The 15,621-nt window shown below is 66.7% G+C and carries 16 protein-coding genes; 2 read left to right on the top strand and 14 right to left on the bottom strand.

Annotation, left to right across the window (positions count from 1 at the left end; all coding sequences use genetic code 11):
- Together BRAS3809_RS07415 and BRAS3809_RS07410 are read right to left on the bottom strand one after the other, a co-directional pair.
- A partial coding sequence (locus BRAS3809_RS07415) for a polyprenol monophosphomannose synthase (protein WP_035655655.1) occupies nucleotides 1-850 on the bottom strand: 850 nt, incomplete at its 3' end.
- Nucleotides 851-1,211: 361 nt separating this feature from the next.
- Complete coding sequence (locus BRAS3809_RS07410; RefSeq protein WP_008961468.1) at nucleotides 1,212-1,412, bottom strand: hypothetical protein; 201 nt, start codon at nucleotides 1,410-1,412, stop codon at nucleotides 1,212-1,214.
- 155 nt (nucleotides 1,413-1,567) lie between these two features.
- On the opposite strand from BRAS3809_RS07410, the gene BRAS3809_RS07405 reads away from it, so the two are divergent.
- Nucleotides 1,568-2,392, top strand: a complete 825-nt coding sequence (locus tag BRAS3809_RS07405) for a DUF72 domain-containing protein (RefSeq protein WP_008961467.1) — start codon at nucleotides 1,568-1,570, stop codon at nucleotides 2,390-2,392.
- A 10-nt stretch (nucleotides 2,393-2,402) separates the two neighbouring features.
- Complete coding sequence (locus tag BRAS3809_RS07400) at nucleotides 2,403-2,864, top strand: DUF488 domain-containing protein (protein ID WP_008961466.1); 462 nt, start codon at nucleotides 2,403-2,405, stop codon at nucleotides 2,862-2,864.
- Between the two features lie 4 nt (nucleotides 2,865-2,868).
- Here the strand turns inward: BRAS3809_RS07400 and BRAS3809_RS07395 are convergent, their stop codons facing one another.
- From BRAS3809_RS07395 to BRAS3809_RS07340, 12 genes are all read right to left on the bottom strand, one after another.
- A complete protein-coding gene (locus BRAS3809_RS07395; RefSeq protein WP_008961465.1) occupies nucleotides 2,869-4,554 on the bottom strand; it encodes a tannase/feruloyl esterase family alpha/beta hydrolase in 1,686 nt (561 codons plus the stop codon).
- 105 nt (nucleotides 4,555-4,659) lie between these two features.
- Nucleotides 4,660-5,973: an adenylate/guanylate cyclase domain-containing protein gene (locus BRAS3809_RS07390; RefSeq protein ID WP_008961464.1), complete on the bottom strand. Its 1,314-nt coding sequence runs from the start codon at nucleotides 5,971-5,973 to the stop codon at nucleotides 4,660-4,662.
- A gap of 39 nt (nucleotides 5,974-6,012) precedes the next feature.
- Nucleotides 6,013-7,170, bottom strand: a complete 1,158-nt coding sequence (locus BRAS3809_RS07385; protein ID WP_008961463.1) for an ABC transporter permease — start codon at nucleotides 7,168-7,170, stop codon at nucleotides 6,013-6,015.
- Nucleotides 7,167-8,105 (bottom strand): ABC transporter ATP-binding protein, encoded by a 939-nt coding sequence (locus tag BRAS3809_RS07380; protein WP_008961462.1) that lies wholly within the window; start codon nucleotides 8,103-8,105, stop codon nucleotides 7,167-7,169. The genes BRAS3809_RS07385 and BRAS3809_RS07380 overlap by 4 nt, the downstream gene beginning before the upstream one ends.
- Nucleotides 8,102-8,878, bottom strand: coding sequence for an HlyD family secretion protein (locus tag BRAS3809_RS07375; protein WP_008961461.1), 777 nt, complete (start codon nucleotides 8,876-8,878; stop codon nucleotides 8,102-8,104). Before BRAS3809_RS07375 ends, BRAS3809_RS07380 begins: the two co-directional genes overlap by 4 nt.
- A complete protein-coding gene (locus BRAS3809_RS07370; RefSeq protein WP_008961460.1) occupies nucleotides 8,875-9,558 on the bottom strand; it encodes a TetR/AcrR family transcriptional regulator in 684 nt (227 codons plus the stop codon). The genes BRAS3809_RS07375 and BRAS3809_RS07370 overlap by 4 nt, the downstream gene beginning before the upstream one ends.
- 117 nt (nucleotides 9,559-9,675) lie before the next feature.
- Nucleotides 9,676-10,956, bottom strand: coding sequence for a family 4 glycosyl hydrolase (locus BRAS3809_RS07365; RefSeq protein WP_008961459.1), 1,281 nt, complete (start codon nucleotides 10,954-10,956; stop codon nucleotides 9,676-9,678).
- A gap of 97 nt (nucleotides 10,957-11,053) precedes the next feature.
- The gene (gene adhP / locus BRAS3809_RS07360; protein ID WP_008961458.1) at nucleotides 11,054-12,079 is read right to left on the bottom strand and encodes an alcohol dehydrogenase AdhP; all 1,026 of its coding nucleotides are present in this window, start codon (nucleotides 12,077-12,079) and stop codon (nucleotides 11,054-11,056) included.
- A 137-nt stretch (nucleotides 12,080-12,216) separates the two neighbouring features.
- A complete protein-coding gene (locus BRAS3809_RS07355; protein WP_008961457.1) occupies nucleotides 12,217-12,630 on the bottom strand; it encodes a DUF2000 family protein in 414 nt (137 codons plus the stop codon).
- 108 nt (nucleotides 12,631-12,738) lie between these two features.
- Nucleotides 12,739-13,143 (bottom strand): DUF4189 domain-containing protein, encoded by a 405-nt coding sequence (locus BRAS3809_RS07350; protein ID WP_035655651.1) that lies wholly within the window; start codon nucleotides 13,141-13,143, stop codon nucleotides 12,739-12,741.
- Between the two features lie 172 nt (nucleotides 13,144-13,315).
- Complete coding sequence (locus tag BRAS3809_RS07345; protein ID WP_008961455.1) at nucleotides 13,316-14,923, bottom strand: NTP transferase domain-containing protein; 1,608 nt, start codon at nucleotides 14,921-14,923, stop codon at nucleotides 13,316-13,318.
- The gene (locus BRAS3809_RS07340; RefSeq protein ID WP_008961454.1) at nucleotides 14,920-15,621 is read right to left on the bottom strand and encodes an XdhC family protein; all 702 of its coding nucleotides are present in this window, start codon (nucleotides 15,619-15,621) and stop codon (nucleotides 14,920-14,922) included. Before BRAS3809_RS07340 ends, BRAS3809_RS07345 begins: the two co-directional genes overlap by 4 nt.

Genomic DNA, 15,621 nt, shown 5'->3' with positions numbered 1-15,621 from the left:
ACGGCATGTCGAACAGGTTGAGACCGAGAAAGAGCGTGGCCAGATGCACGAACAGGCCGGTGCCGCCGACCATGGCGAACAGCAGGAAGCGCAGCGACACGATGTCGTTGGTCATCTTGGCCAGCACGAGGCCGAGGAAGTCGAGCGCGACCATCGAGTCGAGCTTGCTCTCGCCATGCAGGCGCGAGCCGAACGTGTAGGGTACCTCGACAGTCTTCAGCCCGCCCTCGGCGCTGGCGATGATGTCGAGCAGGATCTTGAAGCCCTGCGTGGACAGCTTCGGCGCGATCTGTTCGAAGCGGTCGCGGCGGATCATGAAGAAGCCGCTCATGGGGTCGTTGACCTCGACCTTGAGCGCGCGGCGCGCGATCTCGGTGGCGAAGGCGCTGGCCCCTGCCCGCTTGCTGTCGAAGCTCGCGGCGCTGCCGCCTGCGATGTAGCGGCTGCCGACCACGAGCTCGGCTGCGCCGCTCTGCAGCAGCGCCAGCATCTTCGGCAGCTGCGTCTCGTCATGCTGCAGATCGGCGTCGATCACGGCCGCATAGGGCGCGCTGGCGGCGAGGATGCCCTCGATGCAGGCACCGGACAGGCCGCGGCGGCCGATTCGGCGGATGCCGCGGACCCGGTTGTCGTTGCGCGACAATTCGCGCACCACCTGCCAGGTCCCGTCGGGCGAATTGTCGTCGACGAACACGACCTCCCACGGCACGTCCTTGAACGCCGCCTCCAGCCGCCGGTACAGCGTGGTCACATTGTCGCGCTCGTTGAAGGTCGGAACGACGACCGAAACGATCGGAACATCAGCGGTCTGCGGCGACACCGGCGGGGCCGTTCGGATGGCTTCGGTCATGGTGCGGATGCGTATATCCGCCGCTTTCAGCACTGCCAAGCGGGGCGGCCCGCCAGAGCCGCAAAAAGCCCGGCGGGTGGTGCTGTCCTGCACTGCCGATATCTCGAGGAAGGCCCAAAATGCCAACGACCACAAACAAAGGGGGCGCGTACATCCGGCGCAGCCGCTCTGCCGTGGTCGTTTCGGTGCCGGAGCCAATCGAGCTCGACGTCACCGTCCCTACCCAGATGGGGTGCGCCGGCCGGAATGCAAGGGCCTTCGCTCCCGCGTAACCCGGATGAGCGTAAGCGACATCCGGGTTCACACGAGCTGTCCGGGAGAACCCGGATGTCGCTGCGCTCACCCGGACTCCGGGTCCCCCCTAGTTCGGAACCTCACGAACGACCGGACCGCGCACGGCCGGGGCGACCGGAACGGTCTGCACCTGCGTCGGCGGCACCTCGACCCGGGCTGGCTGGGACGGGCGCGCCATCGGCCCAACGGGAACGTAATAGAAGGCCGCCGCCAGCACGGCAGCCGCGACGATCGCACCCAGCACGCCGCCGACTGATTCCGCTCTCATTGCCACATCTCCCCTTCCCGGCCCGTGTCCTGGATACACGAGGGCTCCGGGCGCTGGAAGAGCGCTCGCGCAACAGGATCAAACTGGCCAGGGCGGCCCCGGTTGACTACTGTTCACCCCGCCCCGCCCCCGGCCACCAGCATCGGAACAGCTTCGTGAGCAAAGCTCCTGCACGCGCCTCTCAATCGAAGAGCAAGATCTACATCGGCATCGGCGGCTGGACCTTCGCGCCCTGGCGCGGCGTGTTCTATCCGGACAAGCTGCCGCAAGCGAAGGAGCTGGAATACGCCGCCTCCAAGCTGACCTCGATCGAGATCAACGGCACCTATTACGGTTCGCAGAAGCCGGAGAGCTTTCGCAAATGGGCCCGCGAGGTGCCCGACGGCTTCATCTTCTCACTGAAGGGGCCGCGCTTCGCGACCAACCGCAAGGTGCTGGCCGAGGCGGGCGATTCGGTGAAGCGCTTCTACGACACCGGCGTGCTCGAGCTCGGCGACCGGCTGGGTCCGGTGCTGTGGCAGTTCGCGCCGACCAAGAAGTTCGACGAGGCCGATTTCGGAAAATTCCTGGAGCTGCTGCCGCGCGAGATCGACGGCCGCAAGCTGCGGCACGTGGTCGAGGTCCGGCACGACAGTTTTGGCGTGCCCGGCTTCGTCAAGCTGCTGCGCGAGTTTTCGACGCCGGTCGTGTTCGCGGAGCATGGCAAATATCCCGCGATCGCCGATGTCGTTGGCGACTTCGTCTACGCGCGATTGCAGAAAGGCAATGACGAGCTGAAGACCTGCTATCCGCCGAAGCAGCTCGACGCCTGGGCCAAGCGGCTGCAGTCGTGGGCCAGCGGCGGTGAACCGGACGATCTGCCGCGCGTTGACGACACGCCGGCGAAGAAGACGCCGCGCGACGTGTTCGCCTATGTCATCCACGAGGGCAAGGTGCGCGCGCCGGCCGGCGCAATGGAATTGATCGAGCGGGTCGGCTGAGGGCAGCATCATGGCCAAGGCAAAGACGCTGTTCACCATCGGCTACGAGCACACGCCCGCCAAGGCCGTGCTCGACGAGCTGCAATCGGCCGGCGTCAAGCTCCTGGTCGATGTCCGCGCGGTGGCGGCCTCGCGCCGGCCGGGCTTCTCCAAGAGCCAGCTCGCCGCCGGGCTCGACGAGCGCGGCATCGGCTACGTCCATCTGCGCGGGCTGGGGACGCCGAAAGAAGGTCGCGAGGCGGCGCGCAGCGGCCACTACGACACGCTGCACAGGATCTACAGCGCGCACCTGAAGACGCCGCAGGCCAGGGAGCAGATGGACGAGCTGGCATCATTGGTGAAGAGCGCCGGGCCGGTGTGCCTGCTCTGCTACGAGCGCGACCACGCCCATTGCCACCGGCAATGGATCGCCGAGATCATCGAGGAGCGCGACAAGGTCCGGATCGAGAACCTCGTCGCGCCGCAAGTGTAGGCCGCTACTCCGCGGCGCAGGTGAAGGAGGACGCCTGCTCGATGTCGCCGCTGACATATTTGGCAAACTTCGGCCACGGGCACAGCGGCCGCGTCCGCTGCGCGCTCCAGCTTGACGGGACCTCCTTGTTGGCCGCATTGACGGAGGCCGTGATCGCCTCGGGCGCCTTGCCCTTCTCGACCCAGTCCATCAGCGCGCCCAGCGCGTCGAACTTCTCCAAGGTGACGCCGCCGCCGCAATGCGTCTCGCCCGGCAGCGCAAACAGCCGCGCGAAGCTGTCGGCCTTGCCCTGCACATTGGCGTCGAGCTTCTCGTACCAGCGGATCGTGTCATTGACCGAGAACACCGGATCGGCCTGGCCGTGATAGATCAGCATCTTGCGCGCCCCGTTCTGGAACGCCGGCAAGGTCGGATTGTCGACCGAGGGCGGCGCCATGAAGTCCATTGCGGATTCGGTGAAGGGGCCCTCCTTGGCGAAGATCTTCGGCGCGTCCTTGTCGAAGTCATACGTCTGCAGCTTCTCGACCAGCTTGTCGGGCGAGCCTTCGATTTCCACCGGCGGCGTCGAGAAGATGTAGTTCAGCGACGCCCCGCCCATGGTGGCGATGATCGGGAGGTTGTTCCAGGGCGCCACCGGGCTCTCGACCTTCCAGGCGCGCCAGTTGCCGGTGCCGACGCCGCCATCGACCGGCCAGTCCGAATAGAGCTGCTCGCCCTTGGAATTCTGCGGCCCGGCGAACACCTTCTTCAGGGCATCGACCTTGGCGGCCGGCAGACAGGCCTCGGTGCTGCCGGCGGCGCAGCGCAGGCTGTCGAAGCTGAACGCCTTCTGGCAGGCCTTGAGATTCGCGGTCAGGCCATCCTTGGCGCCGTCGAGTCCGTCACAGACCTCGGTGATCTTGGCGGAGATCAGCTTGGCGTCCTCGCGGGTGATCGACTTGCGGATGTCGGCATCCGCCTTGGTCAGCGCCTGCACGTCCCAGGCATGCTGCACGGCGGCGCGCGGCAGATTGAAGCCGGGATTGCCGACCAGGAAGCCGTCATACTGCTCGGGCATGCGCTCGGCCGCGACCATGGTGTGACGTCCACCATTGGAGCAGCCGGCGATGTACGAATAATCCGGCTTCTTGCCGTAGTGCGCCGCGATGATCGCCTTCGCGATCGGCGCCAGCGTGATGTCGGCCGAATAGCCATAGTCGCGCCGGGCCTGCGGATCGAGGCCGAAGGCCGAGCCGGAAGCCAGGCCGCGCGGCTTGTTGGCGGGGTCGTTGCCGGAATGGCCGCTGTCCGACGACAGCACCGCGAAGCCGCGGGCGAGCGGGGTCGTGCCGCCGCTGACCAGACCATCGGCCTTGTCGCCGAGCGCCGGCACCACCACGCCGTCATTGCCGCCGTTCACCTGGTGCAGGAAGCGGCCGTTCCAGCTCTCCGGCAGGCGGATCTCGAACTGGATCGCATAGGCATGGCCGTCGAGACCGGTGCGCTCATTGACCTTGCCGGAAATGATGCAGTGACGCGGCAAGCCGTCGGCCGCCTCCTGCAGCTTCGATCCGGTCAGGGTCAACCCCGCGACCTTCAGCGCCTCGGCCGTCACCTTGCTGCACGCCGCGTCCTCGGCCCGCGCAGATCCGATTGCCGCCACGCAGGCGAGGCTCACGCCGGCCAAAAGCGACGTCCCCGTTCGGGTCATGCATTTCCTCCTGATGCCCTGTTGGTTGGCGCGCAGTTAAGCGTGGAGATCGCGGAATGTAAATCGCCGGCGCCGCGCCGCCGGCGGAAGCGTGAACAATCGGTTCTAGTGCAGCTGCCAGACTTCGAACGACCGGTCGTAACCGCGCACCGATACCTCGCCGTGGAAGACGGCATCCTCCGCCTCCTCGCCGGCCGCCTGCCGCACCTCGGTCGAGATCAGGAGCTGCGAATTGAACTCCTTGTTCAAGGCCTCCAGCCGCGAGGCGAAGTTCACGGTATCGCCGATGACCGTGTACTCCTTGCGCCGCGGCGAACCGATGCTGCCGGCCACGACCTCGCCGAGATGAATGCCGATGCCGATGCGCAGCGGCCAGGACGACGCCGCGTTGTCCCGCTGCATGGCCGCGACCATCTCGCGCGCCGCCGCCACCGCCTGCACCGCCGCGTCGCGCGACTCGAACGGCGCACCGAACAGCGCCAGGAAACCATCGCCGAGGAATTTGTTGACGATCCCGCCATGCCGCTCGAGGATCTCGACCAGCACGGCAAATGCGCCGTCGAGCCGGTCGACGACCTCCTGCGGCGACTTCGATCGCGCCGCCGCGGTGAAGCCGCGGAAGTCGACGAACATCACCGCGACCTGGCGGATGTCACGCGCCTCCGCTGTGCCCTCCTTCATCAACCGCTCGACCACCTGCGGCGAGACATGCTGGCCGAACAGGTCGGTGACGCGATCGCGCGCCGAAGCCGCCTCGATACTCGCAGCGAACTGTCGCCGCAACTGGACGCTGACGGCGCCTGCGAGCAGGCCGCTCAGCAGGATGATGAAGCTGCGCTCGCCGTGATAATAGATCTCCGGATGCTGGCTCACATCGATGGACGGCCTGTCGATCAGCGCGACCGTCAGCAATTCCGCTGCTGCCACGAGCCCGGTGAAGCTCGACAGCCAGAAGTCCAGCCGCAGGGTCGAGAGGATGATGAAGATGAAATAGACCAGCGGCGCACCGAAGCCGAGCGCCCTGTCGCGGCCGATGCCTTCGACCTGCAACACCAGCACGAGCGTAGGCATCGACGTTTCGACCAGGACGCTGAAGTAGCGCAAGATGATCGGAACGTCGCGGCCGAGGCGAATATTGGCCTTGATCCTGAACAGGACCAGGACCTCGAAGGCGAGAAAACAGCCGATGATCGCGTAGACGTAGAGGACTCCGACCCGGCTGGGCCAGATCCACTCCGAAATTCGCGGTTCGAAGATCTCGACGAAGATCGAGATGACGAGGAACAGTCCCGCCGTGGCGATCAGGGCTTTCACCCGCAGCAACTCGGTGTTCAGCGTCTGGCGCATCAGCGCCCGGTTGAACTCCGTCGCCGCGTTTGCCGGCGAACCGCTCCCTTTGCCTGCCCCCGCGATCTGCATCCTGCCCCAGCCGGTTCTCCGCCCGGCCGGCATTCTGCCTCAATCGAGCGTGCGGCGGAAGCGGAAGACGGCAACCGTCATGGCGAACAGCATCAGCCCGAACAGGGCGATCGTATCATGCTGCAGGTTCGAAAGCGTCGATCCCTTGAGCATGATGGCGCGGACGATGCGGAGGTAGTGAGTCAGCGGCAGGCATTCGCCGATGACCTGGGCCCATTGCGGCATCCCGAGAAACGGGAACATGAAGCCGGAGAGCAGGATGCTCGGCAGGAAGAACATCATCGACAGCTGCATCGCCTGCAGCTGGTTCTGCGCCAGGGTGGAGAACGTATAGCCGATCGACAGGTTGGTGGCGATGAACAGCGTCGAGAGCAGCGCCAGCAGCAACAGGCTGCCCATCACGGGCACGCCGAACAGCAGCACGCCGATGCCGATGATGATGGTGGCTTGCAGGAAGCCGACCAGCACATAAGGGATGATCTTGCCGAGCATCACCTCGACCGGCTTGATCGGCATCGACAGCAGGCTCTCCATCGTGCCGCGCTCGATCTCGCGCGTCACCGACAGCGCGGTGAAGATCAGCATCGTCATGGTCAGGATGGTGCCGACCAGGCCCGGCACGATGTTGAGCCGCGACGAGGCCGCCGGGTTGTAGCGCGCATGCGCCCTGATCTCGAACGGGGCCGCGACGGGATCACCGGTGTAGAGGTCGTGGGCGAGCGCGGTCTGCACGATGGTGCCGAGCGAGGACAGCGCCGAGGACGCCGCGACCGGATCGGTGGCGTCGGCGGCCACGAGCAGCGCCGGGCGGTCGCCGCGGCGGACCGCGCGCTCGAAGCCGCGCGGGATCTCGACGCCGAACAGCACCTTGCCGGACAGCAGCAGATCGTCGAACTCCGCAACGCTGCTGACCTCGCGGGTGAAGCTGAAATAGGCGGTGTTCTCCATCGCCTTCAGGATCGAGCGGCCGAGATCGCTGTCCTCCTGCAGCAGCACCGCGGCCGGCAGATGGTGCGGCGTGGTGTTGATGGCGTAGCCGAACAGCATCAGCTGCATCACCGGGATCATCACGATCATCGCGAACGAGACCCGGTCGCGCCTGAGCTGGATGAACTCCTTGACCAGCATCGCATAGGTCCGGCGCCAGAAACCGAAGCGCGGCTCGCGAGAGGTCGGATGGAGGGCGGCGTCGCTCATTGGAAATTGTCCCGCGAGCGGTTCATCAGATCGATGAAGACGTCCTCGAGCGATGGCGCGGCCGGCTGCCAGTGCAGACCGGGCTTGTCGCGCCAGGGCGCGATCGCGGCATCCAGCGCATCGTGGTCGCGGCCGGAGACGTGCAGGCTGGTGCCGAACGGCGCGACCATGTCGACGCCCGGCTTGCCGGAAAGATCGGCCGACAGCGCCCGCAGATCATCACCGCTCACGGTGAAGGTGGTGAGCTTGGATTGCGCGATCACGTCCGACACGGTGCCGTGGGCCAGCAGATGCCCATAGGCGATATAGGCGATCTCGTGACAGCGCTCGGCCTCGTCCATGTAGTGGGTCGAGACCAGCACGGTCAGTCCGTCCGCGGCGAGCGCGTGGATCTCGTTCCAGAAGTCGCGCCGCGCCTTCGGATCGACGCCGGCGGTGGGCTCGTCGAGCAGCAGCAATTGCGGGTTCGGCAAGGTGCAGGCGCCAAGCGCGAGCCGCTGCTTCCAGCCGCCGGACAATTCGCCGGCGAGCTGGCGCTCGCGCCCAGAGAGCCCGAGCCGCTGCACCATGTCGCGCGCGGCGGCTTGCGGATCGCGCATCCCGTACAGCCGCGCCACGAATTCGAGGTTCTCGCGCACGGAGAGATCCTGATAGAGGCTGAAGCGCTGCGTCATGTAGCCGACGCGGCGCTTGATCTTGTCGGCGTCGCGGCGGATGTCGAAGCCGAGACAGCTGCCGTCGCCCTGATCGGGAGTCAGCAGGCCGCACAGCATGCGGATGGTCGTGGTCTTGCCCGAGCCGTTCGGACCGAGGAAGCCGTAGATCGAGCCGCGCCGCACCTGCATCGACAGATCGTGCACGACCTCGCGGCCGCCGAAGGACTTGGTCAGGCCCCTGACGTCGATCGCGATCTCGGCTGGTCGGGCACCGTTCATTGCTTGTCCGCGACGGGGGTCTTGGGTTGCGGATAGATGCTGACGGGCTGTCCGACGCGCAATGCATCCGGTCGCGCGGGACGCGCCTGGATGAGGTAGACGAGCTTGTTGCGCTCATCGAGGCTGTAGATGACCGGCGGCGTATATTCCGCCGTCGTCGCCAGGAAGTAGATGCGCGCCGTCAGGTCGGCGGCGCAATTGTCGCAGGTCACCCGCACCTCGTCACCAATCGCGAATTTGGGCAGATCGGTCTCGGACACGTAGAACCGCAGCTTCATGTTGCCGGGCGGCATGATCGACAGCACCGGCCGCTGAGCGGCGACCATCTCGCCTTCGCGGAAGTAGATCTGCTGGATGGTGCCGGCGACCGGCGCGACACCCTTGCGCCGCGCGAGCCGGGTCTGCGAGGTCACGACATGAGCCTCGGCCACGCGCAGCGCCGAGACGGCCGCGTCGAGCGTCGCCTGCGTCCCCGCGCCGGTCTTGCTCAGGGCGGCGGCACGATCGTAGGTCTGCTGTGCGTTGGCCAGCGTCGCCTTGGTCTGGTTCAGATCGGCCTGCTGCAGGTCGTCGTCGACCGCGTACAGCGGATCGCCGACCTTGATCTCATCGCCTTCGCGGACATTCAGCCTGGTGACGCGTCCCGCTTCGTCGGGACTGACGAAGATCATGTCGGCCTCGACCCAGCCCTGATAGCCGGGATCGCGCGTGTCCTTGCAGCCGTTGAAGCTGAAGGCCGTGACCAGCACGGCAAGGCAGTGCAGCAGGCTCATGTCGGCCTCCTCGCGCCGAAGATCAGATCGAGATGCGTCTGCAGCATCGCCTCGGCATCGAGCGGCGCATGGCGCTCGAACAGGCTCTTCCAGATCACGGCGACCATCATCGGCGCGATCATCAGTTGCGGATGCTGCACGAGCTTGGGCTCGCGGATCTCGCCGCGCGTGACCGCCAATTGGATCAGCGCCCGCATCGCCGCGAGGCCGCGCGACACGACCTCGCGATAGTAGAAATCGGCAATGGCCGGAAAGCGCGGTCCTTCGGCGATGATGAGGCGGACGAGATCGGCCCGTCGCGTGCCCGCGATCTCCTGCAGGAACATGCGCGCCAGGCCCTCGACCATGTCGCGCACCGAGCCGCCCACCGGCGGCGGCGCAGCGAGCCGGCCGACGAAGGGCACGATCGCAGTCCGGATCAATTCCTCGAACATCGATTCCTTGTCCTTGAAGTGCAGATAGATCGTGCCCTTGGCGACGCCTGCGCGCTTGGCGATGTCATCTAGCCGGGTCGCGGCAAAGCCGCGCGCGATGAACTCGTCCATCGCCGCCTGCACGATGGCGGCACGGCGCTCGGCGGCACGATCAGCGCGGCGGGAGACGGCGCCCGCCCCTGCGACGTCCGCCACGGCGCTCACAGCATCTCCGCCGCGGCGGGCGGTCTTCAGAGACTTCGACATCCCTCATTTATGACTGACCAGTCAGTCATTGTAAAGGGCCTTTCGACCCTGGGGCGCAACTGCCGAGACGTCTGCGCAGCCGCGTGTGCCGCGGATCCGCTGCCCCTTGCTGGCCCATCAGGCGCATGGCCGGATGTAGGGCCGGTTCACCTCCCAGAGCTCGTCCAGGATCTGGCGAGCCGCCGTGGCCGAGTTCACGACGGGATCGATCAGCAGCGCCTGCAGCGCGATTTCCTTGGAGGCGGTGATCGCCGCCTGCACGGAGAGCTGCTGCACCTGAACCTGGATCGCCATCAGCTTGGCGACGGCGTCCGGCAGCGGGCCCAAGCAGATCGGATGAAGGCCGCAGCGATCCGCGACGACAGGCACCTCGACGGCCGCCTCCGCCGGGAGATTGGGGATGACGCCGCGGTTGAGCACGACGCCGGACTCGATGGCCTGTTTGCGATCGTGCAGCACCGCCCCGATCACTGTCACCGCGCGTTCGCCGGACGGGGACCGCCACCAGGCCGGCACCTCAGCCCCGCCCGCCAGCACGTCGTCGATCTGGCGGATCAGCTTGGCCCGTTCCGCCTCGTCCCAGGCAAAATCATAGCCGCGCTCGCCCGCCTCCCAGCCATAGGCGAGATACTCGCCGACATGGCCGTCGCCGCAGCCGAGCCAGACGCCGAAATCATGCAGCAGCGTGCGGGTCAGCGGCGCGACCTTGGGATCGTGACTGCGCTCCCGCTCGCGCAGCAGCGGATAGAGATCGGCTCCAGTCTCACGGTCACGGATCTGCAGCAGGCACTGGAAGTGATTGAGGCCGGCGCCCCACACCTCGACGCGCTCCTCCGGGAGCCCGAGGATCGACGCCACCTGGCTCCGCGCGATGAAGATGCCGTGGCACAGGCCGACATGGGCGATACGACTGCGAAGACCGAGGGCCAGGATGATGCGGCTCTCGGGATTGGAGAAGTTGATGAACAGGGCGTTCGGGCAGCGCCGTTCCATCTCCCGCACGAAGTCGAACACCACGGGCAAGGTACGGAGCGTGAAGAACAGCGCGCCAGGACCGCCATTCTCACCAAGCGTATGGCGCATGCCGTATTTGCGCGGCACTTCGAAGTCGAGCTTCCACAGCCGGTTGCGGTCGATCGCGGTGGAATGGATCACAAAGCCGGCGCCGTCGAGCGCGGCGCGCCAATCCGTCGTCGCCTCGATCCTGAGGCCCGCGCCGGAGCGATCGTTCAGCAGCCGCGCCAGGCGCTCCGACCGCGCCAGCCGTGTCTTGTCTCGACCGACCAGCACCAGTGTCGAGCCCGTGAGATCTCGGCTCGAGAACAGGTCCCGAAACACGCTGAGCCCAAACGATGCGCTGCTCGCACCGAGGAAGACGATCTTGGTGACGGCGGTCATCTGATATCTGTGCCAGGACGCTGCGCCGTCATCCTGATCCAGATCAAGACGGCCGCCACGCTGATGCGCGGCGGCCGCCCGGAACAGGCGCCTTCGATCAGGTGAAATCCAGCACCACGCGGCCGTCGATCTTGCCGGCCTTCATCCGGTCGAAGATGGTGTTGATCTCCGACAGCGGCGCCGTGGTGACCTCCGCCTTCACCTTGCCTTCGGCGGCAAAGGCGATGGCCTCGTCGAGGTCTCGCCGCGTGCCGACGATCGAGCCGCGCACGGTGATGCGCTTGAGCACGACGTCGAAGATCGGCGTCGGGAATTCTCCCGGCGGCAGGCCGACCAGGCTGACGGTGCCCTTGCGACGGACCATGTGCAGCGCCTGCGCGAAAGCGGGCGTCGACACCGCGGTCACCAGAACGCCGTGCGCCCCTCCTCCGGTGATGGCGATGACACGCTCCACGGCGTCCTTGTCGAGCGCATTGACGGCGTGCGCGGCGCCGGCCTCCAGCGCCAGCTTGAGCTTGTCTTCGGCAATATCCAGACCGATCGCCTTCAGCCCCATCGCCTTCGCATACTGGATCGCGACGTGACCGAGGCCGCCGACGCCCGAGATCACCACCCACTCGCCCGGGCGCGCATCGGTTTCCTTCAGGCCCTTGTAGGTGGTGACCCCAGCGCAGAGGATCGGCGCGACCCTGGCGAAATCGACGTTGGCCGGCAGCCGCGCGGCAAAGGCCGCCGACGCGATGACGTATTCGGCAAAGCCGCCATTCACGCTGTAGCCCGTGTTGTGCTGATGCTCGCACAACGTCTCCCAGCCGGTCTCGCAATATTCGCAGCGCAGGCAGGCATCGTGCAGCCAGGCCACGCCAACGGCGTCGCCGACCTTGAAGTCGGTCACCCCGGCACCGAGCGCGGCGACGACGCCCGCCGCTTCGTGACCGGGAATGAACGGCGGCGTCGGCTTCACCGGCCAATCGCCCGAGGCAGCGTGAAGGTCGGTGTGGCACACACCGCATGCCCTGAGCTTGACCAGCAATTCGCCTGGACCGGGCGTGGGAACAGGCACGTCCTCGATGACGAGCGGCTTGCCGAAGGCTTTGACGACGGCGGCTTTCATGGTCTGCATCTGTCTGCTCCTCATGTTGAGGCGCAAACTAACGACACCGGACTATTCCGGTCTTGATCGGTGTCAAACCACGCTGCCGCTTTGATGCGCAGCATGTAACAGTTTCATGACAGAACAGCGATCGCTATCGCGCGGTCTCAGGCATGAAACTTCAATCCGTCGACGATCTTGTCCACCACCTTGCGCTCGGCGCGCAGCGCCAGGCCCACAAGGTCGAGATCCGCGCGGGCCACCGCCCTCACCGCTGCGCGATTGGCCTCGTCATGCGTGGTCTTGAACATGTCCGCGGTGTAGAGCGCCGGCTTGACGTTGCGCGTCAGCGCGCGATCCAGGGCACGCGCCAAGGCTGCGTTGTCAGCCGCGCCGTAGATCAGGATCGGCTGGCCGATCAGCGCGTGATAGCGCGTCGCCGAGCCGTCCTCACAGGGGGCGCCGATGCAATCGGGAAACGCCGCGGCGATGCCGCTGGCGAGGAAGGCCGCTACGTTCAACTTCTGCCAGGCCTCGAGGTCGTTGCGGATGATCAGCGCGATCTTGGTGTCGAATTGCATGTCACTTCCAGCTCATGAGACGCGAGCGCCCAGAATAGCCGAGCCATTCCGGGCGTGAAGCGGTGAATGAGCGGACGTGCGCGTGGGAACTCAGCGGTCGGTGTCTTATCAACCCTTGGCGTCGCAGACCCAGGCGCGGATCACGCATTCCTTGCCGCCATATTTGTAGCATTCACGCGTCGCCTCGTTGAGCGAGGCCGAGATCTTCGGGCGCACGGCATAGCCATGCGGGCCGCAGGGATTGGTCAGGTCGACCGCGAATGCGGCACAGGCCTTCTTCATCGTGACTGCGGTGCATTCGCCCTTGCACTGCTTGAGCGCGGCAGCCTTGGCGAGGTGCTCCGCCGGATAGTCGAACGCCTGGCCGTAGGCGGCACACCGGCCGATGGCAAAGGCGCCGGCAGCATGGGCCGGGCTGATGGCGCCAGTGCTTGCAACGCGTGCGGCACCTACGATCACGGTCAGCCCAAATGCGAACAGCGCGAAACGTCGCGCGGCGGTCGAAACGATCACTCTCTCCTCCCCCGAGGCCAATACGGCAAATTTAGCCGGGGGTCGTTGAAACTTGGTGAACGAGAGGTTGAGATGGAGACCGTAGCCCGCATGAGCGCAAGCGACATGCGGGTTCACCGACACAGCACGTGAGAACCCGCATGTCGCTTGCGCTCATGCGGGCTACAGGGCTTTACCCCCGCCGCGCCGCCTCCAAAGCCTGCGGCGTATCGATATCCAGGAAGGCGCTGTCGCCATCGACCGGGACCTCGGCGACGGCCTCGGTGTGCTTGGCGATGAGGTGCCGCGCGCCGACGTCGCCGTCGAGCGTCATCAGCTCGGCGAAGAAGCGGCGTGACCACAGCACGGGATTGCCGCGGCGGCCTTCGGACACAGGCACGACGATCAAATTGCCGCGATCGGGAGCGAAGGCTCCGATCAGGCGGTCGAGCAGATCGGACGACACCATCGGCATGTCGCCAAGACAGACCACCGCGCCATCGACGCCGTCCGGCACCGCGGCGATGCCGGCCTTCACCGAGCTGGCGAGCCCGCCGGCGAAATCGGGATTGCGCACGAAGCGGACGTCGAGGTCGGACAGCGCCTGCTCGACCAGCTCGGCCTGATGGCCGGTGACAACGACGACCTCACTGGCCTTGGAGGCCAGCGCCTGCTCGGTGACGATCCGGACCAGCTTCTTGCCGTCGAGCTCGGCCAGGAGCTTGTTCGGTCCGCCCATCCGCGTCGAGCGGCCCGCGGCAAGAACGATCGCAGCGACCCTGCGCTCGCCCTCGCTCTCTTCGGGCTTGGCGCGCGGCTGCGGCCGCGTCACGATCTCCATCAGAAGCCCCCCGACGCCCATCGCCGTCAGCTCGGCCCGGGTCACCTTGATGCCGGCGAGCAGCCGCATCAGCACCCAGTCGAAGCCGTTCTCGGCCGGCGAGCGGGCGCAGCCGGGTGCGCCGAGCACCGGCACGCCGCCGGCGCTGCCGATCAGCAGCAGGTTGCCCGGATCGACCGGCATGCCGAAATGAGCAATGGCGCCGCCGATGCCGGTGATCGCCGCCGGAATGACGTCGCGGCGATCGGCGATGGCCGAGGCGCCGAACACGATGACGAGCTCGGCGCCGAGGCCGAGCAGCTCCTTGATCGCCGTGGCCAGCGCGGCCTGCTCATGCGGCACGCGGCGCTCGGCGATGATCGCCGCGCCCGCGGGCGCGAGGCGCTCGGCGGTAACCCGCAGTGTCTTGTCGATGACCTTCGGCGCCAGGCCGGGCAGGATCGTCGAGACCACGCCCACCCGCTTGATGATGTAGGGCGCAATGCTCAGCGCGCCGCGCCCCGCGGCAGCGACGGCGGCATCGCGCAGGCGGCCTTCGACGCCGAACGGAATCAGCTTGACGGTGCCGACCATCTCGCCTTCGACCACCGGCTTGAACGCCGGCAATGTCGCGAAGGTGATGGCCTCGTCGACCTCGTTGATGCGCTCGACCGCGGCGCGATCGATCACCAGCACCCCGGCGTGCGCTGCAAACAGGTTGGCGCGCCCGGTGAAGGCGCGATCGACATGGATGCCCTCGCCGGCCACGACCTTGGCGACGTCGGCGGCCGCCTCGTCCTCGGACACGTCGCCGGGCTCGAGCCTGACGACGACGATCTCCTTGACGTTCTCCCTGACCAGCGCCTCGACCTCGCCAGGACCGATCAGGGTGCCCTTCTTGAGCACCAATGATCCCTTGCGCAGGGTGTGCACCGTCACCCCGCCGATAGCCTCATGCGGACTGGCAGGACCGAACTTCATGCGGCCTGCTCTTTCTCCTTGGCCGGCAGCCGCAACGTCGCGGTGATCTCGGCCATGATCGAGACCGCGATCTCCGACGGCGATACCGCGCCGATGGCGAGCCCGATCGGCGCATGGATGCGGGCGATGTCGGCGTCGCTGGCCCCCTGCGCCCGCAGGCGATCGTGCCGCTTGGCGTGGGTCTTCCGCGAGCCGAGCGCGCCGATGTAGAAGCAGTCGCGCGAGAACGCGTGCAGCAGCGCCGGATCGTCGATCTTCGGATCATGCGTCAGCGCAACGAACGCCGTGTAGTGATCGACGTTGAGCGGCGGCAGCGCCACGTCAGGCCATTCGGCGATCAGCGGCACATCGGGAAAACGCTCGGGGCTGGCGAAGGCCGTGCGCGGATCGACGACGGTGACGTCGTAGCCGAGCGACTTGGCGATCGGCGCCAGCGCCTGGCTGATATGGACCGCGCCGACGATCACGAGCTTGGCCGTGGGTGCGTAGACGTTGAGGAACAGCCGCTTGCCGTTCACCTCGACCATGCCGCTCTTGCCCATGCGCAGATGCTTGGCGAGTTCGTCGCTCAGCGGATCGCGGGCGATCGCGGCGGCCTTCACCAGGCGCTGCTCGCCGGAGGCGACGTCGGTGACGAGAACGGCCGGGCGGCGCGCGGCGCGCTCGGCATTGAGCTCGGCCAGTGTCGACAGCTGCAT

Source organism: Bradyrhizobium sp. STM 3809, from assembly GCF_000239795.1.
Lineage (GTDB): Bacteria > Pseudomonadota > Alphaproteobacteria > Rhizobiales > Xanthobacteraceae > Bradyrhizobium.
The sequence above is the reverse complement of the archived record's forward strand: the minus strand, read 5'-3'. Positions and strand labels throughout refer to the sequence as shown.

Excerpts from the sequence above, each read along its gene's own strand:
- BRAS3809_RS07410 (WP_008961468.1), bottom strand. The coding sequence starts at position 1,412 with ATGAGAGCGGAATCAGTCGGCGGCGTGCTGGGTGCGATCGTCGCGGCT.
- BRAS3809_RS07400 (WP_008961466.1), top strand. The coding sequence starts at position 2,403 with ATGGCCAAGGCAAAGACGCTGTTCACCATCGGCTACGAGCACACGCCC.
- BRAS3809_RS07395 (WP_008961465.1), bottom strand. The coding sequence starts at position 4,554 with ATGACCCGAACGGGGACGTCGCTTTTGGCCGGCGTGAGCCTCGCCTGC.
- BRAS3809_RS07390 (WP_008961464.1), bottom strand. The coding sequence starts at position 5,973 with ATGCAGATCGCGGGGGCAGGCAAAGGGAGCGGTTCGCCGGCAAACGCG.
- BRAS3809_RS07385 (WP_008961463.1), bottom strand. The coding sequence starts at position 7,170 with ATGAGCGACGCCGCCCTCCATCCGACCTCTCGCGAGCCGCGCTTCGGT.
- BRAS3809_RS07380 (WP_008961462.1), bottom strand. The coding sequence starts at position 8,105 with ATGAACGGTGCCCGACCAGCCGAGATCGCGATCGACGTCAGGGGCCTG.
- BRAS3809_RS07375 (WP_008961461.1), bottom strand. The coding sequence starts at position 8,878 with ATGAGCCTGCTGCACTGCCTTGCCGTGCTGGTCACGGCCTTCAGCTTC.
- BRAS3809_RS07370 (WP_008961460.1), bottom strand. The coding sequence starts at position 9,558 with ATGTCGAAGTCTCTGAAGACCGCCCGCCGCGGCGGAGATGCTGTGAGC.
- BRAS3809_RS07365 (WP_008961459.1), bottom strand. The coding sequence starts at position 10,956 with ATGACCGCCGTCACCAAGATCGTCTTCCTCGGTGCGAGCAGCGCATCG.
- adhP (WP_008961458.1), bottom strand. The coding sequence starts at position 12,079 with ATGCAGACCATGAAAGCCGCCGTCGTCAAAGCCTTCGGCAAGCCGCTC.
- BRAS3809_RS07355 (WP_008961457.1), bottom strand. The coding sequence starts at position 12,630 with ATGCAATTCGACACCAAGATCGCGCTGATCATCCGCAACGACCTCGAG.
- BRAS3809_RS07345 (WP_008961455.1), bottom strand. The coding sequence starts at position 14,923 with ATGAAGTTCGGTCCTGCCAGTCCGCATGAGGCTATCGGCGGGGTGACG.
- BRAS3809_RS07340 (WP_008961454.1), bottom strand. The coding sequence starts at position 15,621 with ATGCAGCTGTCGACACTGGCCGAGCTCAATGCCGAGCGCGCCGCGCGC.